Origin of the sequence: Bifidobacterium tibiigranuli, assembly GCF_022655035.1 — a bacterium.
GTDB lineage: Bacteria > Actinomycetota > Actinomycetes > Actinomycetales > Bifidobacteriaceae > Bifidobacterium > Bifidobacterium tibiigranuli_A.
The window spans coordinates 198,532-218,299 of the sequence record NZ_JALCUA010000003.1; the positions used below are offsets into that span (position 1 = coordinate 198,532).

Genomic DNA, 19,768 nt, shown 5'->3' on the forward strand with positions numbered 1-19,768 from the left:
CGCTGAATGTACGTTTGATGGGGCTTTTGATCTATAATCCCTATCTCCCCGATAACCCAGCTGGATTGAGAAGTCGAACCGGATGCAGGTATGCAAAACCCCTGCAACCATAATGATTGCAGGGGTTTATCTGGTGCGAGTAGGGGGAGTTGAACCCCCACGAGCATTCGCTCACTACCACCTGAAGATAGCGCGTCTACCATTCCGCCATACTCGCAAACAAATAGCTAACTTACTACGTCTTGCCTGTGACCGCAATTCGGTGTGTCGTACTTGGGCTTCTCGTGACTCTATTGCCCAGCCCAAGGCGGTACCATAAGTGTACAAACTATGTGCGCGCAACGGTACACAACGACGCGCAGCGCGAATGGAGATGGGGCATGGAATCAGGCAAAGACGGCTTTTCGCGGAAGGAGCGTCGTCAACAGACGATTATCGGCGTGATCGCTTCGGTGCTGGCCGTCGTGCTGGTGGCGGTTATCGCATTCGTGATCTATAGGGCGAATCACCCCACGGTGGTGTCCGCGAGTAGTGAATACGCACAGTTGCAGAAAGTGTCGGACAAACCGAAGAATGCCAATGCCTCCGGTGGCTTCGTGATTTCCAAAAGCGCCGACCCGAAGAAGGTTCCCACGGTTTCGGTGTTCTTCGATCCGATGTGTCCTTCATGCGGCATGGTGGACCGCGCGCTGAGCCCGACCTTGACGAAACTGTATAACGCGGGCCAGGTCAACATCGAGCTGCATCCGCTTGCTTTCCTCGATCGCAGTTCCAGCGATCAGTATTCCACGCGCGCGGCGAGTTCCTTCGCCTACGTCGGCGAGCACGATCCGGAGCACCTGCTGGCATACATGAGCGCCTTGTACGACGAGAAGTTCCAGCCCTCGGAGACGAATTACCAGCCGGTCAGCGACGCGAAAATCGCCCAGCAAGCCATCGCTGCTGGGGTTGACAGCGCGGTTGCGAGCCAATCCGTGAAAGGCCAGTACAAGGACTGGGTTGCGAAGGTCACTGCGTACACGATATCGCGCAAGGAGCTGCAGCGTTCGAGCCAGGGAACCTTCGCGACGCCCACGATTCTCATCAACGGCCACTACTGGGCGATGAACGACGCTTCGATAGGCGACCTTCCTCACGATTTCGTTGCGGCCATAGGTCTCCCCGATGCCGCAGCCGGCAGCAAAACGGTCCTGCCCTCCATTGGGTCGGACGGCAAGCCGGTGGAGTGATTCGCCGGGAGAGCTGCTTGGGTTTGGGTTTGGGCTTGCGGCGAGAGGGCTGCGACAGCGCCAAAATATGAAAAATGGGAATCGAACCTGCCATGTCGGCGGTTCGATTCCCATAAGTCCTGTGGAGCTGATGGTAATGCACATCATCATTGATATATAGCTGAAATATAACCATATTCCTAATTTGTACCCCTGAACATACCCCTAAAAAATAAATTCCTTATTATTTTTCCCTTCTTCGGCCTCCCGCCATTCGTGTTTTTGTTTGGGCGCATAGACGGGTTCAACGCCGAATGCATCGCGCATTCGGCCTAGAAACCTGAGGAGGTTTTGATATGTATCTGCCCATCGATGAAACGCGTTTCGGCGCTCTCGAAGTCGTAGGAGTGCGTCCCAGCACGGCGAAGGACGGGGAACAGTGGAAGAAAGACGGCGTTCCTCAGTGGGACGTGGCCTGCACGTATACCTCGCGAAGTGGGTTCGCCAGGCGCATCTATGTCCGAGTCGCCGCGGCCACGGCACCCGAGTTCACGCGCGGTACGAAAGTCATGCCCGTAAACCTGCTCGCCCGCGACTGGTTCAAGAAGCAGTCCGGCAAGAACGGAGTCGATTTCTTTGCCGACTCGTTTAAAGCAGTCTGAGCAGCGCGCATAGTGCAGGGCCGGGTGGGGAATCCCTCCCGGCCCTTTTTCTATATCGGAAGGATTTCCCATGAATGAGAAGAATCGCGCTCCCGCTGCCAAGGAAGGCATCATTGCGACCGTGCTCGAAGCCGCGGCCCGCGGCCTGTGGCATCTGCTGCGCGTCGCTGTGGTCGCCGTCGCGGGCACGGCGTTGTGGGCGCTGGCGCTTGTGCTGCTCTACCGGTGGTTCCACGGTACTCTGTGGGCGCCGCTGGCGCTGCTGGGCGTGCCCGTGGCGCTGCTGGCCGTTGCGAGCGTTCTGGCCCCGTGGCCGCGCGTGCGGCTCGCATGCCTCTTCGCATTGCCCGTAGTGGGCGATTGGCAGCGGCATATCAAACGCAAGGCCCGCAAGCTCGGCAACCGGTGGGTGCGCGAAGCTGGTCTGGTCAAAGAGCGCAAAGGACAGACCTCGGAATCGTACAAGGTCTACCTGCGCAAGGACTCGCTGGACATCGACCTGCCCGTAGTCGGCGTGACCGATGAGAAAGTGCGCGACGCCGTGTCCGCATCTCTGGTCTCATGGCGAATGGCCGACTGCGAGATCACCCGAACTGGAAACTCTTCATGGCATGTCGATCTGTTTGAGCATGACCGCCTTGACGCTTTGAAGACCAGCCGCGTTCTTGACTGCCTGCCGCCCGTGCAAGCCTCGCAAGGCCATCTGGCCGTACGCATCGGCCGGAACCTGCAAGGGGACGCATGGCTGGACTTCTCCGGTGTTTCCGGCGTACTGCTGGCCGGATTGCCCGGAGCTGGCAAGACGGCGGCTGCCAATGCCATCGTGTCCGGTCTCCTGTCGCGCCCCGACCTCGTGGACGTGAGTGTGCTGGACGGCAAGGGAGGTGGAGACTGGGAATGGTGCAAACCCTACGCGAGCAATTACACGAACGACGATAGCTATGGCGAGGCGCTACGCATCCTGCATGGAGTGCAAGACCAGATGCGCGAACGGCTCAAGACCAATCGCGGCAAGTATGGCGACCCGAATCTTTGGCATGTTCTGGACGCTCCCGAATGCGACGCGCGCGCCACGTGCGTACTCATCGATGAGATTCAGAACTGGACGGCCTCGCCCGTGCTCGACAAGGACACGAAGACCAAGCGTGACGAATTCATCGGTCTGGTTACGGATATCGCGAAGAAGGGCCGCTCGGCCTGCGTGTTCCTCATCATCGCCACCCAGAAACCTACGAGCGATGCCATCCCTACGGGTCTGCGGGACGTGTGCGCGAAGCGCTGCGCTTTCAACGTCTCCACGCCTGATATGGCCAAGGCCGCGCTCGGCGTCATCCCCGAGGGTGACCCCGATCCCACAGCCATCGCCCTCGAAGACAAGGGCATGGCCGTCACCAACACTGAGTCCGGCGGCACCAAATATGTGCGTTTCGACTACTTGCCAGAGCCAAGTATCGAAAGATTGTTGAGTGAAGCCCGCGCATCAAAGTCACGCGAGTAAACCCAAAGAAAGCGGCCTCTCCCACATCGTTCGATGAAGGCGAGGCCGCTTCTATTGTTCGTCATGGCGTCGTTTTATCTTGCGATGAAAGTGGCATAACCTACGTCTTCAAAATTATGTGTCTTCGTGTTTATTTGACAGCTTTCAGAGCCACCTTGGTCACCAGACCCCCACAGACACGAGGCAGAGTAACCCCCTTCCTCAAGATTGACCTGTGCTCCCTTGGGAATAATGGGTATGAGCTGAAATTGCGTCTTGTCCGAATTCCATTTCACTTCAAACTGATCTATAACCAGTCCTGTAGTTTTGGATGTATCGTATTTCATGATGTCATCCGAGTTTTCTTGGTTACAATCATAGTTGTCCGGACCAATCAGGACTCTTTGCAGCTTCCCTGTTGCGTCCGGTCTGAATATCGTTCCGCACTTCACATTCTTCTGCCAGTTTGTCCTTTCCTTGAATATGCATTGCTTCTGGTTCGATGTGCTGCATGTTTTTGCACTTGGAATTGTCTTGGAATCGACTTGTCGATTGAGTGTGATTATCGGGTTGCCATCTCTCGCCGGCTTATTGGCGAATTCATAAAGACCGTGTAGGGGGCTGCTGTCTCCGTCACTCGAATCGTCTGACGACTGACTCGTCCAAACTCCGTTCGAGAACGAGACTGATACGCTCAGGTCACCTTTCAAAGCGAAATTGCCCTGAAGGCTTGGCTTTACGACTGGCTGTGGCGCTGCATTCATTGTCGAGGATTGCCCGCCGCATGCTGACAATCCAATTACGACAGACAACGCAGCAAGGCAGGTGAGAATTCTCTTCGTCATCTTCTTCACCTCCTGCCTAATGAGTCGACGGCTGCGTTGCGTCGTCTGCTGTCTGTGGAATCGACGGTACGAATACGGCACCGGTGCTCGTGCAGCTTGCCACGGAGAAGCCTTGAACTAGTTGCTCGAAGTTATGCGCGAAGGATGCTTGGTCTTCAGCGGATACGACCACAGGGAATCGGCAGGAATATTGGGGCTTTGCGAACGTGCCTGTGTTCGCTATGTCCACGCTGTCGGGAGCTGCACCGAACATCTGCGCTACGGCAGCCTGAAGCCCATATACTTGCTGCAAGTCCTTGTTCGGCATCTTCGTCACCTGCACTCCTGTACCGATGACTGCCACAAGGAACAGCGCCGCGAATACGTACCATGAACTTTTTCCGGACATTGCGATGGCTATGACTCCTATCGCCGCCATCGCAATTATCCAGTACTTCGCTACAGCGTCGCGAGAGAACGAGGCAATAGCATAGGAGGGCCACTTGAATATCGACAGTGGTTGGAGCGTGGCGAACTTGGAGACGCAGACCAGATCGAGGAAGCCGAACAGTACCACGCTGAATAGCACGCCGCCCATCCCGATGCTCTTGTTCGCGAACGCTGCGAAAAGGAAGGCCGTGTAGATTACAAATCCGATTGCCGACAGAATGCGACGGCTGAAGCGACGCGGATCCAGCAGTGCGCTGCCGACCACGTATCCGGTCGCGAAGCTTTTGATAAGTCCCATGATTATTCTTTCTCTTTGATTTTGCTGAGGGAAAACTTAAAGTCCCCTCAAAAACAATACTCCGATTGCCATATATAGGAGGCCATATTCGAGTAACAATTTTCATAGCTTGAAGCCATGCCACGCAAGACACCTTCAGGATCATGGACGGAATACGCGAAGCAGCTTGGTCTGAACATCCAGCGCAAGCGCATCGAGAAGAGCATGAGTCAAGAGCAGGTCGCCTATGCTGCCGACCTGTCGAGGTACACGTTCCAGAAGTTCGAGAAGGGCGAGTCGATGCCGGGCACCCCGGCGAACCCGAGTCTTCGCAACATCATGGCGATTGCGCAGGTGCTCGGCGTCGGGCTGGATGACCTGCTGCCATCTCCTTGGCCCGACTTGAGGGCACGTTAGCCGCTTGCGCGCCTATATACAGGCGCGCAAGCATTTTAGCGGCTTTGCAGGAATATTGTTTTGTGACGATAGCCCTGACCACGGGCATGGCGACGTTGACAGCATTGGTTGGGACCGCTTAATCGCCCCCACGCTTTCTCGTTTGAGATGAAGGCCCTCGCACATAGTGCGAGGGCCTTTTTTCGTGCTCGGACTCTGCGCGTGCGGTGCAATCGTCGACAGTCGGCGAAGCCGATTCGCGGCGTAGCCGCGCCCGTTGGGTTCTCGTTGGGAAGGTGCTCTCTTTTTCGGAGCCTCCAACGGAAACCCAACGGCATCCCCGTGTGCGTGATTCTGCTTGGACTTGAAATCTGCCCCGCAAGGGTTGCATATGGTCGGGGCACTGCCTTCAGGTCGTGCCTTCTGGCGTTTTGAAAATGCGGGGGCGGCTCCCGGCACGGGAGGCGAGATATTACCCCGCATTTTCGTCACTTTTCACTTTACCTCTCCGCATTGGCGGAATTCCAACGTTTTGAGCCTGCCTGAGAAGTGATTCTTAAAAAGTGACGCATCTGCTTCACAAGAAATCTTCACAAGACTTACACGCGGCAGTCTGGAGCCGCTTGCTGGGCCATTTCCTCCCTGAATGCTTCAGAACTGGCGGAATTCCAACGATTCTAAGCCTATCCACGAGGCCCTTGACGCGCTCTCCGCTGACGCATGTAACCCACTGCAGACCGCATAGCTCTCCGGCGTATGGACGCCGAGTGCGCGTCTTGCAGGAAGACAGACATGAACATGGCTGACAAGACCGAAGCAGCAGTGAAGGACATCGAGCGCAAGCAGGGACTGCGCCCCGGCCAACGGGTGCATACGTGGTTCGTCACGCAAAACAACCCCGCCAAGAACATTCCCGAGTGCATGGGCAAAACGCCGGAGGAGATTGTGCAGTGGGCCATCGATCACTGCTTGGGCAAGTCGCGCGGCGTCGCCGCGTGCTACGAGCGCGGCGAGAACGGCACCGACCACATCCACCTCGCGCTCTCATTCACCGGCCGCAACGGGGGCAAGACCGAGACAGTGTACCGCCTCTTCCCGAAGGCGGATATCGAGGTTGCAAAAGGCTCGATGGAAGACATCGAGGACTATTTGCACAAGCGGGGCAGGTTCGCAGGCAAAGGCGAGACTGTGGTCGAACCCGTGTATGGCGGCGAGCCGCTGGTGACGAACCCGCGCCAAGGCGGCAAAGACGAGAAGGACGACGACCCGTCCAAACTATCCAAGCGCGATCTGCGCTGGCTCGAACTGCAAAAAGCCGTAGACGAGGGCAAGACATGGGACGACATCTGGAACGACCCGGTGCTCTCGCTGTATGCGAAGGACTTCGAGTGGCAGCTGGGGCATCTGCTGGCGGCACGTGCAGCCCGTCGCCCACATAAGCGGGAAGTAACGGTGGCTTGGGTCATGCCTGCTCCCTCTCCCTCTGGCGGTGCGATTCCGGTTGAGGTTGTGGAATCAGCGGTACGTGATTGGCTTGATGAGTGCGAGGCTTCTTGGGGTGAATGGGATCCCTCTCTAATCACTCAGCCACACATCACTCCGGACACTGCGACAGTTCTGGTGGTAGCTCCTCGATGCGACTCGACCACTGTCGGTATGGTGTACCGCCTCATGTCGGGTTCACCGATGCAGGTTCCTCAGGGTCGGGGTCACGGCTTTTGGGCCATGTGGGATAAGGTCGTGGTGGTTTCTTCCGCCCTGCCGGCGCAGTCCATGGAACCGCTGATATCGCGAAGGGTATCTATTCCCCCCGATGCTCGTACGACACTGATGCGCAAACTGATTGCCGATGGCAACTGCCTTCTGGATGTCAGCGAGGTCGCTGAGGTGTTCGAAACTACAGCAGAGGAGACGCTAGATAAGTCCTCAACCGCCAAGCTGTTGGGCGGTGCGCGATGAGCGGCGTACCGATGACTCGCCGCTGGTTCAGTGTGCGCGAGGCGACTGAAATAACCGGGTTGAGCCGAGATACCATAATGAGACTTTGCAGGCAGGGGAGACTGAAGTATAGCCGACCGACTCCGCGTAGCACGAGGATACTAGCCGAGAGTTTGGAAAATCTCATGCGGGTTCTTAACTAAACGCCTTCAGCTCCTTTTCAAGTTGAAGAAGCCGCTTCTTTGTCTCTGCAAGCTCCTGTTCCACGACTTCGCGTGTGCGTTTCTGGGGCAGGAGCTGTGAGGCTACATTTTCGGCGATTGCCCGCTGCCTCGCCTCGCCACCTGCATCTTGATATCGGATGATGCTTGTTTTTGCATCGCTGTGCCGCCCGTAGCGCATGGTCTCCGATAGCGTTGCACCGCTAGCTGCTGCGGCCGTGATGGCGGTCTTTCGGAGAGTATGGAAGTGTAAGTCTGGTCGTCTTGCGTGTATCCGCGCCTTCTCGAATTGAGCGCGCAAGGCCTTGTCCGAGAGTATGCCCCCAGTTCGAGGAGACACGATAAGTGGTGAGTCTGGGGGCTTGCCTGCTATCTGAGCCTTGAGAAGGGAAATCATCGCTTCTGGAATCGGCTGGTCGGCGGTGCTGCTTGCTGTCTTGGTTCTTTTCAGACGCAGGTATCCCTTGTCACCCGCTCCGCGGCCCAGCCCATGCCGGACGTGCAGAATGCCGCGATTCAAGTCGATGTCTTGAACTTGCAGCGCCAGCACCTCGCTGATGCGTAGATCAAAGATGCTCGCGATGTATACAGCAATTCGATCGTATTCAGGCAACGCAGTATAGATGGCCTGCAATTCCTCCGCTGTCGCGGGTGGTATTTTCGCCTGCTGACTGGGCGGTATTTTGGGGGCGTGCCCTACAACAGGACTTTTCGTAATTAGGCCCTCGTCTTCCGCTTGCTTCATAAGCTTTTTGAGTTCTTGCCATGCGCGGAGCCGTGGAGTTGGAGCCAGATTGTTATTGTTCTTCCAGTCGGTCACTTTTTCGGGCGTAATGTTCCCCAGTGGCTCAGTCCAGAACGGGGCCTCGCTGAGATGGCTGAGATACTCCCGCAGCTTTCGTTTATAGCTTTCAGTGGGTTCGCTGCCGTCTTGCTTGCGGAAGTGCTGGTACTTTTGCTCGGCGTATTTTTCAAGTGTGGTTGATGCAGCTAAGAGCTTGGCTTTGCGCTCTTTTTCTCGCTCTTGCCAAGGCTTCCATGTGCTGCGTCCGGCCCAGTGGTCTCGGACGAGCACTTCTTCGGCGTCGAGCCAAGTTGATGCGTCGGCCTTGTATCTGAATGTGCGCTCCACGCGCGGGACGCCTCCCGGTTTGAGGGGATTGGGATATTGAACCCTCCATCGTCCAGTCTTGAGCTTTCGAATAGACCCAAAGACTCCTGCTGTGCGTGTCATACTTCTTAATGTACTGTGGGGAGTACCCCTATTTAAACCCCTATAGCCACATGAAACTGCTGTATTGTGCGTGTTATCGACATTGGGTCGAAGCGTTCGAGAACGGCACTATTCCGCCGTTTTCAGCATGAAAAAAGGGTTTTCGGAGTGCTCCGAAAACCCTGTCCGTGGAGCTGATGGTAATCGAAACCACGACCTCTTCGATGCGAACGAAGCGCTCTACCAACTGAGCTACAGCCCCATTGCCCTCGCGGGCAACTCTCGATACTGTAGTACAACCTCTGCCCAAGCGCAATTCATGGTGTCACCATGTTGCTGAGCCTTGTGGCAGCATTACGTATTGACGTAACTCGGACCAGCAAAACCGGTAAAGCGTGTCCGCGGCCTGCTTTTGCGTGTCGGCGTACGTTTTCTAGCACGTTCAGCAGGTCCGTATTGGAAAACGTACGATAACTCCGACTCAGCGTACGTTTTCCAATACGAGGTTAAGGAAGGTGACGGAAAACGTACGGTGAGGAGGCCTGTGTCTGCCGCAGCTCCGACACCGAGCCCTGAGGCCTCAGGGCTCGGTGTCGGAGCAGATTCTCAGCGTCGCCACATAGTATGCGCCGGCAGCAAACCCTTGTCCCACAACGCGACACGCCGAACCATCAAGCCTTCGACCACATAGGTCGTTTCCGCTTGCCTGGCGTGTGCTCGCGCCTTTAGCGTGAAAGCATGAAGATTCACAAGGAAGTCAATGCTTTGATATCGCAGGCCGAAGCCGAGAGGCGTTGCTGCTATGGCAGCAGTGATGCCCAGCGCAGGGCGCTGCACAGACGTGTGCTTTCGAACGAGCTAGCCAGCCCATATCCCAACATGTATGCGCGAAGCGGATATTGGGAAGGGCTGAATCCGGAAGAGCGCACCTGCCATCTCGTCGTGGGCCTATCGCAATTGCATCCGCGATGGGTGTTTGCTGGGCTGAGCGCCGCTGCTGCCTTGGGATTCGATCATCCGTGGGCCTTGCACGATGATAGGTATGGACTTGTGCACATAGCGACGTCCGGGCCGACGCGCCGTGAGTCACGATTGCAGTATTTTCATGTGCATGATCTGAAAGTCCGCGCGTACGCAGGATTGCGTGTGACGACTCCGGCGCAGACCCTTGTCACTTGCGCGATAGCATATCCGTTTATCTATGTGCTGCCCATATTCGACTCTGCGTTGCGAAAAAGAATGACGACGAAGCTGGAGATATTGGAGATATGCGATGCCATGCATATCGATGTCGGCAGCGTGCTGCGACTTTTGCATTATGCCAACGCGCTGAGCGAGAATGGCGGCGAATCGTTATGCCGGGCCATCATCATCGAATATGGTTTTGCGATACCGCTATTGCAGGAGACACTCGTTGACCCATATGACGGAGGCTGTTATAGGGTCGATTTTCTATGGCGACTGGCTGATGGCCGTGTAATCGTTCTTGAGTTCGACGGGGCCGCGAAGTACGCCGACCCGCAAATGACCCGTGGGCGAGGTGTTGAAAGGGTTGTATTCGAAGAGCGTCGCCGCGAAGACGCGTTGAGACGCGCGGGGGTGACCACGATCATCCGAGTGAACTATTCAGAGGTTGCGCAAGGTTTAGATCTTGTGCGCAAGCTGCAGAATGCAGGGATTCCGCGCATCACTCAAAGGGCGTGGTGAGAAGGAGTTTGGCGCGGGTGCCGGGGGTGCCGGGTGCCGGTGCTAGCGTTTGTGCTGGCGTTGATGCTGACCCTAGGCAGACCCGCACTGCCACTCGCACCGTAGCGTACGTTTTCTAGCACGTTCATCGGGTCCGTATTGGAAAACGTACGATAACTCCTACTCAGTGTACGTTTTCCAATACGAGGTTGGGGAAGGTGACGGAAAACGTACGCTGAGAGGCAGTCATACAGGTGCTGGCTTCGGACGGCGCTGGCCCTATTGGCCGAGTAGGCTATTTACCATTATTTGCCATGCCGCGCGGGCTGCTTTTTTGTGCCGAACTTGGCTTTGAGCAAGCCGATGACGGTGGGGAGGATGGAGATGAGCAGGATGGCGACGATGACCAGCTCGAAGTGGTCCTGCACGGCTTTGATGCCGCCGAAGAAGTAGCCGAGCAGGGTGAACAGGGTGGCCCAGGTCAGTCCGCCGAGCATCGAGAACGGCGTGAATCGCGCCCACCGCATACCCGAAATGCCCGAGATGAAAGGCATGAACGTCCTGATGAAGGGGAAGAAGCGGCCGATGAAGACTGCGAGCGGCCCCCATTTTTCGATCATGGCTTCGGTTTTGTCCATCCGCTCGGGCGTGAGCGCCTTGACTTTGCCTGATGCGATGATGCGCCTGCCGAAGAAGTGGCCGATGAAGTAGTTGCACTGGTCGCCGACGATTGGCGCGATCCATACGACTGGCAGCAGCGCCACGATTGGTAGCGCGCCCGGCTTGCCGGTGGCTGCGTCGGGTGCCGCGAAGAATCCGGCTGCGAAGAGCAGCGAGTCGCCCGGCAGGAACGGGAAGAAGACAACGCCGGTCTCGATGAACACGATGAGGAAGATGAATCCCAGCGTCGGCGCCACGCCCATCGTGATCCAGCCCGCGATGATGGTGCGGGGGTCCTTCAGCAGCTCGATGAGGAAATGAACGAAGCCCATGAAAATCCTGTCGTATACGGTCTCAATGCGTGTCCACCTTACACCACGACCCACCGCGGCCCTGCGATGGGCAGTTGCTAGGCCGAGCCGTTAAGCGGATAGCACGGTGTGCTATCCGTAGGCGAGGCTGAGGCCCCACTAAGGGGCCGAAGTAATCAGATCCACGATCTGAACCACATATGCTGAGCCGTTAAACGGACAGTCCTGTGGACTGTCCGTAGGCGAAGTGAGCAGCCGCTAAGGCTGCGAAGGAGTCATATGTGGCTTAAATCCAAGATTTCAGCCACATATGACTCAGCCAGAACTCGTAGGGCACGGGCATCGCGGTCCAGATTGGGTAGAAGAACAGCGATACCAGCGCGATTAGCCCCAGCACGATGCCTACGGTGAGCCGCCAGACGCGCACCGAGACGCGCTGCCGATACCAGTCGGCCACGTAGCAGATCGCGAGCACGATCCAGGGCAGGATGACGATGGAATAGAAGGTGAAGGTGGTGCGGTGCAGGTACTGCGCCCAAGGCAGCCAGCCGCCGAGGAAGCCGACGAGAACGGCCCATATCTTCCAGTCGCCGCGCCGCCTCACGGCAATGATGATGCCGACGATGACGCAGAGCGATCCCAGCCACCAGATCAGCGGATTGCCTAGCGAGGTCACGGCTGAAACGCATTGCGAATCCGGCGACAGCGAGCATAGGCCCGGGTGGCCGTGCAGCTTGGTCCAGTAGAAGCTCGTCGGGCGAATCTGCAGGGGCCAGGTCAGCGGGTTGGCCTTGTACGGGTGCGGCGCGTCCAGCGTGGTGTGGAACTGCCACATCTGCACATGGTATTGCACAAAGGACCGCAGTACGCTCGGCAGCCATGTGACGCCTTCGCCGGGGTTGGCGGCGGCCCAGTCGCGCATGTACGAATCGCGGTGGATGAACCAGCCTAGCCAGCCGGCCAAGTACGTCCCCGCCCACAGCGGCACCATATACGCGGCGCTCGGCAGGGCGTCTTTGACCAGTCCGGTGGCCAGCCAGCCGCGATATCCGGCCTGATGACGCTCCCACGCATCCCAGGCCACGCTGATGACGGCGAATGCGGCGAACAGGTAGATGCCGGACCACTTCACGCCGGTTGCCAGGCCGAGCAGAATCGCAGCGCCCACCCGCCACCATGACAATGCGATGAACGGCCCGCGCGCGTTGAGCACGAAGGGCTTGCCGCGCCGCGAAGTGCTGGGAATCCATGTGGCGGAACGGGAGCGCGAGTCGAGCGCATATTGCTTGCGCAGTTTCTCGCGCGCCCAGTCGCGGTGAATGGGCAGCAGACTGAAGGCACCGAGCGCGAACACCATGATGAAGTTGTCGAGCAGACCGGTGCGGCTCATGACGATGCCGACGCCGTCGAGCGACATCAGCAGCCCGGCAATCAGGGCAATCGGCACGTTGCGGAAGAGCCGCAGCGCCACGCGAATCATCAATATAATTGCCACGGTGCCGGCCACGGCGACGCTGACGCGCCAGGCAAAGATGTTCGTCGCCCCGCCGAAAAGCTTGAGGCCCAATGCAATCAGCCATTTGCCTACTGGCGGATGGACGACGTATTCGGCCGTATCCAGCCAGCCGCCCACATGCCCGGAGGCGAACGCCGTGTCAATGGGCTGCTTGATGCCGTCGATAACCGTGGTTTTCGGCCAGTCGCGCGGCTCGCCGGTCAACAGCGCTGTCCACGCGTCCTTGACGTAGTAGGTCTCGTCGAACACGATTTCGCGCGGGTCGCCGAGTCGCACAAAGCGCAGCAGACCGCCGAATGCCGCCACGAGCAGCGTGAGCAGCCAGGTGATAAGCCGGTTGGGCGTGGGCGTGGGTGTGGGTGTGGGCGTGGGCGTGGACGTGGGTACGGATGTGGATGGAGTAGACGGCACGGAGCGGGACTCGTCAGTGGCGGATATATGGAAGCGCGACGAATCGGAATCGGAACGCTCTTTAGAACGCGCTTGGCCCTGAGCTGGCTGCGTCTGAGCGCTGTTCCGGTAATCCGCAGACGGGTCGGCGGCCGATGATGCCCGGCTGGATATGCTGCTGGCACGGGTGAATAATGGCATGGTTCCCCTTTCTCGGCTCGCACAGCTCAACTCGTTCTGTCTACCACATTATCCCGGTTGTAGCGTGATGCATAGGCGATGGGCGCATGTTGTGAATGCGCGTTGTGGATGCACTTTGTGGGCGTGGTGCGCGATACTGGAAAGCATGGAAACGGAAGATATGCAATCTGCGCAGGCCGCGGTGTCGGTGGCGGATAGGCCAGCGCAAGCGAACAGCCCACAGCCGCAGACCGGGCAGCGTCCAGAAAAAGCCGTGCCGATTCCCTCCGGCACTGTCATCCTCGCCGCGACGCCAATCGGCAATATGGCCGACGCCTCTGCGCGGCTGGTCGCGCTGCTGGAAAGCGCCGACATCGTCGCGGCGGAGGACACAAGGCGGCTGTACGATCTGGCCAACCGCCTGGGCGTGCATGTGGGCGGCAAGGTCATCGCCTATCACGACCACAATGAGCGCAACAAGGCCGACGGGCTGCTCGATCAGGTGGCCGAAGGCGCGAGCGTGCTGGTGGTGTCCGATGCAGGCATGCCGACCATCAACGACCCCGGGCTAGCTATCGTCCGACGCGCCATCGAGCGCGGCATTCCGGTGACCTGCGCTCCCGGCCCGAGCGCGGTGCTCGATGCGCTCGCCTTGTCCGGCCTGTCCACGGACCGCTTCTGCTACGAGGGATTCGTGCCGCGCAAGCACGCCGAACGCATGCAGCGCCTGCGTATGCTGCGTGCCGAACGGCGTACCATTGTGTTCTACGAAACCCTGCATCGCATCGCCGAGACGATGGACGATCTGCTGGCCGCTTTCGGTCCTGACCGGCCGATGGCGCTGTGCCGTGAGCTCACCAAGGACTACGAGGAAATTCGCCGCGGCAGCATCACAGAGATTCATCAGGGCGTCATCGACAACCCGCCGCGCGGGGAGATTGTGCTCGTCATCGGCGGGGCAGATGACGAGACGGCCGCGCAGGAGTCTCCCGACGTGCTCAGCATCGATGCATTAGCGGCTCTGGCCGCTGAACGCTCGCAATCCCAGCGCATTCGCGTCAAGGACGCCATCGCCAAGGTCGTCGCTGAGCATCCGCTGCCGGACGGTTCGCTGGCGAGTCGCAAAGAGGTCTACGCGGCCGTGCTGGCGCTGCGGGATAGTGAGTAATAGACGAGGCCGTTCAATCGGTTGAGCGCTACTCCTTGTGTTCCGCCGATTCGAAGAACACCTCGAAGGCCTCGTTGACTCCTGGGCCGCCGGATTGCGCCACGTATTCGAGCAGCAGCGCGTCGGCGTGGGGGTTGGCTACGAGCCAGCGGCGCAATTCGGGGGCTTCGCGCGCGATGTGCCATAGGATCTCCGCGTCTGCTGTTTCGCATGCGAGTAACGGCGTCAAGGCAAGTGGCGGAGGCGGAGGGACGTAGCGGCTTGCGGCAGCGGAACCGGCAGCGGCTGCGCGAGTCGTGCGGATTGTGCTGGCTGCGCCCCCGCCCCCAGCCCTGGTGCTGTGAGCCGCATCGCTTCCAAGCCGTCCAAGCCGCCCGAGACGGCGTGGCGCGGTTGCGGCTGCTGCGCCAGCGCTGCCCAATAGCGAATGCAAGCGTCGTCGGCTTCGCGTTCTTCCATGAATCATTGATGCGCTTTCGTTGCCCAAGGCCACGTTCAGAAGCAATGCTCGATGATGCGGAAGAACTGCTTCGCGCGGGGTGAGTTCTGCCAGAAGCGGTTGGCCGCTAGGATATCCAGGCAGTCCGTGGGGCGGAATCCGTAGGTTTCCATCAGTGCGCAGACCGTCTCGTTGGCGTAGATCTCGCCTGCCTCCTCCTCGCTGAGCAGTGCGATATCGCATGCGGTGCGCTGCGGCGTGGTGATGTGCAGATCGCCTATCGAGGTGAGATGCTCCTGCGGCGCATTGCGGTTGAACACGCGGATTTTGCGACCATAGGTCAGCGTACGGAAATGCGATGTCGAGACGATGTCGATGGTTTTGGGGAACTCGCCGCCCAGCCACACCCATGCGGCGGTCACAGCGCAGCAGACCGTGCCGTAGGGCGCGACCGAGTGGATGATGGCGCCGCGACCGTAGAGCGTGTTGGCGTCTTCAGTCCGGTAGGCGTTGGCGTTGTCGAGCTTGCGCACGGCCCCGACGAACGCGAGACGATGCAGAATCATCGGTCCGGGGAGATCCCGAGCCTTCAAAACCGTAGGCGGCGCATGGGATGGCATGTTTGGCGGTGCGTAAGACGGCGCGCGCGACACGGCTGTCGCTGCCGTTGACGGGGCTGCGGCAGAGGGCAGTGCGGCAGGGGACAAGGCAACAGAGAACAGGGCTGTGCGTGCTGTCTTCGCGGGTGAAATCGTTGCGTATATCATGAGGCGACGGTAACAGCGCCACATGCGGCCCATGCGCCCGAGCCGCAATAATGTGAATATGTGGATAACTCCCCAAAGGCACCCTTCCGATGTGCATAAGTCCGTATATAAGTCTGGGGCAACCAAGGGAAAGGCGCGGCTGTCCCCGCTGGGCCAGATAATCGTGCATTATGAGTCATATTATGGTGAATGTCGCCTGGCCGTACGCCAACGGCCCCCGTCATATCGGCCACGTCGCTGGCTTCGGCGTGCCTTCGGACGTTTACGCGCGCTATGAGCGCATGAAGGGCAACGACGTGCTGATGGTGTCGGGCACCGACGAGCACGGCACCCCGATTCTGGTCGAGGCCGAGAACGAGGGCGTCAGCGCGCAGCAGCTTGCCGACCGCTACAACCGCGTCATCGCCAAGGATCTGTGCGACTTGGGGCTGAGCTACGACCTGTTCACCCGCACTACGACCGGCAACCACGAGCACGTCGTGCAGGAGATGTTCAAGCAGTGCCTGAGCAACGGCTACATCTACAAGGGCACGCAGAAGGTCGCGATCTCCCCGTCGACCGGCCGCACGCTGCCCGACCGCTATATCGAAGGCACCTGCCCGATCTGCGGCGCGGATGGTGCACGCGGCGACCAGTGCGACAACTGCGGCAACGAGCTTGACCCCGACGAGCTGATCAACCCGGTTTCGAAGATCAACGGCGAAACGCCGCGCTTCGAGGAGACCGAGCACTTCTTCCTCGACCTGCCCGCGCTCGCCGAGGCGAATCTCGCCTGGCTCAAGACGCGCGAAGGCTGGCGCACGAACGTCATCAACTTCTCGCTCGGCCTGTTCAAAGAGGTGCGCCCCCGCGCCATCACGCGCGACATCGACTGGGGCATCCCCATTCCGGTCGAGGGCTGGATCGACAACCCGAATAAGAAGCTCTACGTCTGGTTCGACGCGGTGATTGGCTACTTGTCGGCCTCCATCGAATGGGCGCGGCGGCAGGGCGACCCGCAGGCATGGCGCGCCTGGTGGAACGATTCCTCGACGCCGGCCTACTACTTCATGGGCAAGGACAACATCACCTTCCACTCGCAGATCTGGCCCTCCGAGATGCTCGCCTACAACGGGCAGGGCTCGAAGGATGGCGAGGTCGGCGAACTCGGCCCGCTCAATCTGCCCGAGCAGGTCGTGGCCTCCGAGTTCATGACGATGGAGGGCAAGAAGTTCAGCTCCTCGCGCGGCATCGTCATCTACGTCAAGGACATCCTCGCCCGCTACCCGGTTGACGCCGTGCGCTACTACATTTCGGTGGCCGGCCCGGAAAGCTCCGACTCCGACTTCACTTGGTCCGAATTCGTCCGGCACAACAACGAGGAGCTGGCCGCGAGCTGGGGCAACCTGGTCAACCGCGTCGCCAATCTCATCAACAAGAACTTCGGCGCGATACCCGAGCTGGACGAGGATTCGATGACCGATGAGGACCGTGCGCTCCTGCAGGAGAGCGCCGACGCCTTTGACATCGTCGGCGGCATGATCGAGCGCCATCGCCAGAAGAATGCGCTGTCCGAGGCGATGCGCGTGGTCGGCGACACCAATAAGTACATCTCCGCCACCGAGCCGTGGAAGATCAAGAACGACGAGAAGCGCTTGGCGACCGTGCTGCATGTGGCCGCGCAGGCCGTGTCCGACGCGAACCATCTGCTCGCGCCCTTCCTGCCGCATTCCGCGCAGAAGGTCTGGGAGGCGCTGGGCGGCGAGGGCACATTCTCGCCGCTGCCGCGCATCGAAGAGGTCGAGGACCTTGACAAGCCGGGCTTCAACTACCCGATTATCACCGGAGACTACGTGATGGGTGAAACCGTGCATCCGTGGGTCAGCGAGCCGCTGGTGGCGGGCACGCCGGTGCCCAAGCCGGCCCCCATTTTCGCCAAGATCCCCAAGGAGGCCGTAGACGAGGAGCTTGCACGCTTCGACGCCGAGCTGGCCGAGCGCGAGGCCGCCAAGAAGGCCCGCTTCGAGGCCGCCAAGGCGAGGCTCGAGGATGGCGGTGCTGGTGCCGCTGGTGAGTAGTGGCCGCTGACGCTGGCTCTGACGTTGACAGTGCGGACGCTGCTGGCGAGTAGCGGCCGCTGTGGTTCGCACCGCGTGACGCTATGCCCCTTTCGTGACGCTGAGCTGAGCTAACAGTCACGAAAGGGGCATAACGAGATGGGCTCTGCCCCTTTTGTGACTGTGCGGGGCGGGTTTGCGTCACGAAAGGGGCATTATGCCTCGGGGGCGCGGCTAGTCGTCCATATAACTGGCAGGAATACGCCACTGACCGTAACTCAGCAGCCTTTTTGTGCCAGTAGGCTCGGGTTAATGGCACGATACATGTTCGTTACACGTTTCACAGGATTCTTTGAGACTCACCCATCGTTCCTCTAAGAAACGTCGGGTTATATAAGAGTTGTCGGCGGGATGGTCGCCGGTGAGGTTCCGAACAAACCCCATAATTGAACCCTTCTTCTCTCTTCTCTGAACCCGGCGGCTTCCCTCCGCCGGGTTTCTCTTTGCTCGACGTCTTATGCCCTATTCGTTCCAGTAGCCGTGGTTGTGGGGAGGGACGGCGTCAGTGTCTGTGTATCACCGCCTCAAGGGCGATGCAGGATAAGGGAACAACGAGGCTGTCGAAGGCGCAGATGATGCCAAGGGTGCCGAGGATGCCGTAGCTACTGGCTGATTAGTGCGGCGCAGGTCTATGCGGGTTGGGCCGTTGAGGCGTCGGACAGACTGCCCGGGCCTGAGATAGCCGGGAACCATGAAGCAGGTGGGTGAGATGGCCCGCGCCTCGGCCGGGCGCGAAACCTGTCCGGTTTCGCTGGTTCCTCCAGTTTGTCCCGTTCCGCTGGTTTCGTCAGACGAGTCCGCTGCACCTAACGTACCCCTCGCCTCTACACCTCCCACCTCGCCCGCACCCACAGACCGTCGCGAAGCAGTCAACGGGATCGTGCCGGCGAAGGCCCTGCCCTCAAGCAGATACGAAACCGCTTGGGCGGTGGTCTCGATGATGTCAGGCGCGGGCTGCACCCAGGATTGAATCGAGGTGGGCATGAGCTCGGTGATGCTCCATCCGCCGAAGCTGGCGAGGGAGATGTCATCTGGCACGCGAATGCCCTCATCTGCAAGCACTTTGGCCAGAGCGAACGCGAGGTAGTCGCTCAATGCGAGTATGGCCGAAGGCCGGTGGCGCGAGCCGGTGAGCGCGGGAATGACGTGCGCTCTGATGGTTGCCATGGCCGAGTCGATGTAGTCGCCGTAGTCGATAGGCAGCGCCATCAGTGCAGACGCGTCGAAGCCCAGGCCATGCGCCGCCAGCGCGTCCTTGAATCCCTCGATGCGGTCGTGGTAGTAGGCGCTTCCGTCCGTCTTGCGCTCCGTGAGCACCATAATCGATTCGTGCCCGGCACCGATCAGCGATTCCGTGATGGCTCTGGCACCGTGGCGGTCGTCGCTCACAATTTGCGGATACCCGGCCGGGGCGTCGTCGGAGAGAATGAAGAGTATGGGTGCCCTCAAGGCTTCGAGCTGCGAGTTGTCGGCGATTTCGCAGGGGCCGTAGAAGATGAAGATCGCCGGATTGTAGGCGATTTCGGCGCGGTGAAGCCCCTCGGCGAAGTCCTCTCCGTAGGGAATCGTGACCACGCGCGGTTCGAAGCCTAGACTGCTGGTCAGCTCGAAGGCGTTTGCCGACACGGCGTTTATCCCCGCCACTCCTTGCGCTCGGATGATGAACAGGACGATCGAGGATTTGCCGACGCGTATCGACACGGCATTGCGGTTCGGTACATAGCCGTGGTCTTTCGCATAGCGCACGACCTTCGATTTGAGTCCTTTGCCCACGCCCGGCTTGTCGTTGAGCGCCCTCGAAACCGTTGCGGTGCTCACCTTGAGCGCCTGTGCTATTTCCTGAATGGTGACGTTGCTGTTGCTCACGACAGCCCCCGGGCTTGATGCGA

General features: G+C 59.3%; 18 protein-coding genes and 2 tRNA genes. 9 read left to right on the top strand and 11 right to left on the bottom strand.

The features are described 5' to 3' along the window. Window positions 1-131: 131 nt before the first annotated feature. Window positions 132-217: transfer RNA gene (locus tag LKK40_RS05270), tRNA-Leu, on the bottom strand. Between the two features lie 163 nt (window positions 218-380). Here LKK40_RS05270 and LKK40_RS05275 point away from each other — a divergent pair. The 3 genes from LKK40_RS05275 (at window position 381) to LKK40_RS05285 (ending at window position 3,368) form a co-directional block, all read left to right on the top strand. Next, a complete protein-coding gene (locus LKK40_RS05275; protein WP_304309762.1) occupies window positions 381-1,229 on the top strand; it encodes a DsbA family protein in 849 nt (282 codons plus the stop codon). A gap of 335 nt (window positions 1,230-1,564) precedes the next feature. Beyond that, entirely contained in the window at window positions 1,565-1,870 is a 306-nt protein-coding gene (locus LKK40_RS05280) for a hypothetical protein (protein WP_304309763.1), read from the top strand. 70 nt (window positions 1,871-1,940) lie between these two features. Beyond that, window positions 1,941-3,368, top strand: a complete 1,428-nt coding sequence (locus LKK40_RS05285; RefSeq protein WP_304309764.1) for a hypothetical protein — start codon at window positions 1,941-1,943, stop codon at window positions 3,366-3,368. A 74-nt stretch (window positions 3,369-3,442) separates the two neighbouring features. Here LKK40_RS05285 and LKK40_RS05290 read toward each other — a convergent pair whose 3' ends face one another. Beyond that, window positions 3,443-4,192 (bottom strand): hypothetical protein, encoded by a 750-nt coding sequence (locus LKK40_RS05290; RefSeq protein WP_304309765.1) that lies wholly within the window; start codon window positions 4,190-4,192, stop codon window positions 3,443-3,445. Between the two features lie 16 nt (window positions 4,193-4,208). Continuing rightward, window positions 4,209-4,919, bottom strand: coding sequence for a hypothetical protein (locus LKK40_RS05295; protein WP_304309766.1), 711 nt, complete (start codon window positions 4,917-4,919; stop codon window positions 4,209-4,211). Between the two features lie 117 nt (window positions 4,920-5,036). Between LKK40_RS05295 and LKK40_RS05300 the strand changes: the two genes are divergently transcribed. The 3 genes from LKK40_RS05300 to LKK40_RS10720 all read left to right on the top strand — a co-directional run bounded on the left by LKK40_RS05300 (window position 5,037) and on the right by LKK40_RS10720 (window position 7,435). Further along, window positions 5,037-5,315, top strand: coding sequence for a helix-turn-helix domain-containing protein (locus LKK40_RS05300; RefSeq protein ID WP_304309767.1), 279 nt, complete (start codon window positions 5,037-5,039; stop codon window positions 5,313-5,315). A gap of 771 nt (window positions 5,316-6,086) precedes the next feature. Beyond that, window positions 6,087-7,253 (top strand): hypothetical protein, encoded by a 1,167-nt coding sequence (locus tag LKK40_RS05305; protein ID WP_304309768.1) that lies wholly within the window; start codon window positions 6,087-6,089, stop codon window positions 7,251-7,253. Between the two features lie 11 nt (window positions 7,254-7,264). Further along, window positions 7,265-7,435: a helix-turn-helix domain-containing protein gene (locus LKK40_RS10720; protein WP_368491455.1), complete on the top strand. Its 171-nt coding sequence runs from the start codon at window positions 7,265-7,267 to the stop codon at window positions 7,433-7,435. Here LKK40_RS10720 and LKK40_RS05310 read toward each other — a convergent pair. Both LKK40_RS05310 and LKK40_RS05315 read right to left on the bottom strand, forming a co-directional pair. Beyond that, the gene (locus LKK40_RS05310) at window positions 7,428-8,585 is read right to left on the bottom strand and encodes a tyrosine-type recombinase/integrase (RefSeq protein WP_304309769.1); all 1,158 of its coding nucleotides are present in this window, start codon (window positions 8,583-8,585) and stop codon (window positions 7,428-7,430) included. The two genes, LKK40_RS10720 and LKK40_RS05310, sit on opposite strands and share 8 nt — an antisense overlap. A gap of 270 nt (window positions 8,586-8,855) precedes the next feature. Then, window positions 8,856-8,928: transfer RNA gene (locus tag LKK40_RS05315), tRNA-Ala, on the bottom strand. An 845-nt stretch (window positions 8,929-9,773) separates the two neighbouring features. On the opposite strand from LKK40_RS05315, the gene LKK40_RS05320 reads away from it, so the two are divergent. Then, a complete protein-coding gene (locus tag LKK40_RS05320; RefSeq protein ID WP_304309770.1) occupies window positions 9,774-10,373 on the top strand; it encodes a hypothetical protein in 600 nt (199 codons plus the stop codon). A 284-nt stretch (window positions 10,374-10,657) separates the two neighbouring features. On the opposite strand, the gene LKK40_RS05325 is transcribed toward LKK40_RS05320, so the two are convergent. Continuing rightward, window positions 10,658-11,344, bottom strand: coding sequence for a DedA family protein (locus LKK40_RS05325; RefSeq protein ID WP_304309771.1), 687 nt, complete (start codon window positions 11,342-11,344; stop codon window positions 10,658-10,660). Between the two features lie 265 nt (window positions 11,345-11,609). Next, window positions 11,610-13,430 carry a dolichyl-phosphate-mannose--protein mannosyltransferase gene (locus LKK40_RS05330; RefSeq protein WP_304309772.1) on the bottom strand — a complete coding sequence of 607 codons (1,821 nt, stop codon included), beginning with the start codon at window positions 13,428-13,430 and terminating at the stop codon, window positions 11,610-11,612. A 145-nt stretch (window positions 13,431-13,575) separates the two neighbouring features. On the opposite strand from LKK40_RS05330, the gene rsmI reads away from it, so the two are divergent. Then, on the top strand, window positions 13,576-14,577 hold the full coding sequence (rsmI, locus tag LKK40_RS05335; RefSeq protein ID WP_304309773.1) for a 16S rRNA (cytidine(1402)-2'-O)-methyltransferase: 1,002 nt from the start codon (window positions 13,576-13,578) through the stop codon (window positions 14,575-14,577). A 28-nt stretch (window positions 14,578-14,605) separates the two neighbouring features. Here rsmI and LKK40_RS05340 read toward each other — a convergent pair whose 3' ends face one another. Genes LKK40_RS05340 through LKK40_RS05350 form a run of 3 tightly spaced genes read right to left on the bottom strand, consistent with a single transcriptional unit; the run spans window position 14,606 to window position 15,582 of the window. Then, window positions 14,606-14,806, bottom strand: a complete 201-nt coding sequence (locus tag LKK40_RS05340; RefSeq protein WP_304309774.1) for a hypothetical protein — start codon at window positions 14,804-14,806, stop codon at window positions 14,606-14,608. Beyond that, on the bottom strand, window positions 14,803-15,036 hold the full coding sequence (locus LKK40_RS05345; protein WP_304309775.1) for a hypothetical protein: 234 nt from the start codon (window positions 15,034-15,036) through the stop codon (window positions 14,803-14,805). Before LKK40_RS05345 ends, LKK40_RS05340 begins: the two co-directional genes overlap by 4 nt. Before the next feature lie 36 nt (window positions 15,037-15,072). Continuing rightward, window positions 15,073-15,582 (bottom strand): hypothetical protein, encoded by a 510-nt coding sequence (locus LKK40_RS05350; protein ID WP_304309776.1) that lies wholly within the window; start codon window positions 15,580-15,582, stop codon window positions 15,073-15,075. A 371-nt stretch (window positions 15,583-15,953) separates the two neighbouring features. Here LKK40_RS05350 and metG point away from each other — a divergent pair, with 371 nt between their 5' ends. After that, window positions 15,954-17,840 (top strand): methionine--tRNA ligase, encoded by a 1,887-nt coding sequence (gene metG, locus LKK40_RS05355; RefSeq protein WP_304309777.1) that lies wholly within the window; start codon window positions 15,954-15,956, stop codon window positions 17,838-17,840. 555 nt (window positions 17,841-18,395) lie between these two features. Here the strand turns inward: metG and LKK40_RS05360 are convergent. Beyond that, complete coding sequence (locus LKK40_RS05360) at window positions 18,396-19,745, bottom strand: LacI family DNA-binding transcriptional regulator (RefSeq protein ID WP_304309778.1); 1,350 nt, start codon at window positions 19,743-19,745, stop codon at window positions 18,396-18,398. Between the last annotated feature and the right edge of the window lie 23 nt (window positions 19,746-19,768).

Excerpts from the sequence above, each read along its gene's own strand:
- LKK40_RS05275 (WP_304309762.1), top strand. The coding sequence starts at position 381 with ATGGAATCAGGCAAAGACGGCTTTTCGCGGAAGGAGCGTCGTCAACAG.
- LKK40_RS05280 (WP_304309763.1), top strand. The coding sequence starts at position 1,565 with ATGTATCTGCCCATCGATGAAACGCGTTTCGGCGCTCTCGAAGTCGTA.
- LKK40_RS05285 (WP_304309764.1), top strand. The coding sequence starts at position 1,941 with ATGAATGAGAAGAATCGCGCTCCCGCTGCCAAGGAAGGCATCATTGCG.
- LKK40_RS05290 (WP_304309765.1), bottom strand. The coding sequence starts at position 4,192 with ATGACGAAGAGAATTCTCACCTGCCTTGCTGCGTTGTCTGTCGTAATT.
- LKK40_RS05295 (WP_304309766.1), bottom strand. The coding sequence starts at position 4,919 with ATGGGACTTATCAAAAGCTTCGCGACCGGATACGTGGTCGGCAGCGCA.
- LKK40_RS05300 (WP_304309767.1), top strand. The coding sequence starts at position 5,037 with ATGCCACGCAAGACACCTTCAGGATCATGGACGGAATACGCGAAGCAG.
- LKK40_RS05305 (WP_304309768.1), top strand. The coding sequence starts at position 6,087 with ATGAACATGGCTGACAAGACCGAAGCAGCAGTGAAGGACATCGAGCGC.
- LKK40_RS10720 (WP_368491455.1), top strand. The coding sequence starts at position 7,265 with ATGACTCGCCGCTGGTTCAGTGTGCGCGAGGCGACTGAAATAACCGGG.
- LKK40_RS05325 (WP_304309771.1), bottom strand. The coding sequence starts at position 11,344 with ATGGGCTTCGTTCATTTCCTCATCGAGCTGCTGAAGGACCCCCGCACC.
- LKK40_RS05330 (WP_304309772.1), bottom strand. The coding sequence starts at position 13,430 with ATGCCATTATTCACCCGTGCCAGCAGCATATCCAGCCGGGCATCATCG.
- rsmI (WP_304309773.1), top strand. The coding sequence starts at position 13,576 with ATGGAAACGGAAGATATGCAATCTGCGCAGGCCGCGGTGTCGGTGGCG.
- LKK40_RS05345 (WP_304309775.1), bottom strand. The coding sequence starts at position 15,036 with ATGGAAGAACGCGAAGCCGACGACGCTTGCATTCGCTATTGGGCAGCG.
- LKK40_RS05350 (WP_304309776.1), bottom strand. The coding sequence starts at position 15,582 with ATGATTCTGCATCGTCTCGCGTTCGTCGGGGCCGTGCGCAAGCTCGAC.
- metG (WP_304309777.1), top strand. The coding sequence starts at position 15,954 with ATGAGTCATATTATGGTGAATGTCGCCTGGCCGTACGCCAACGGCCCC.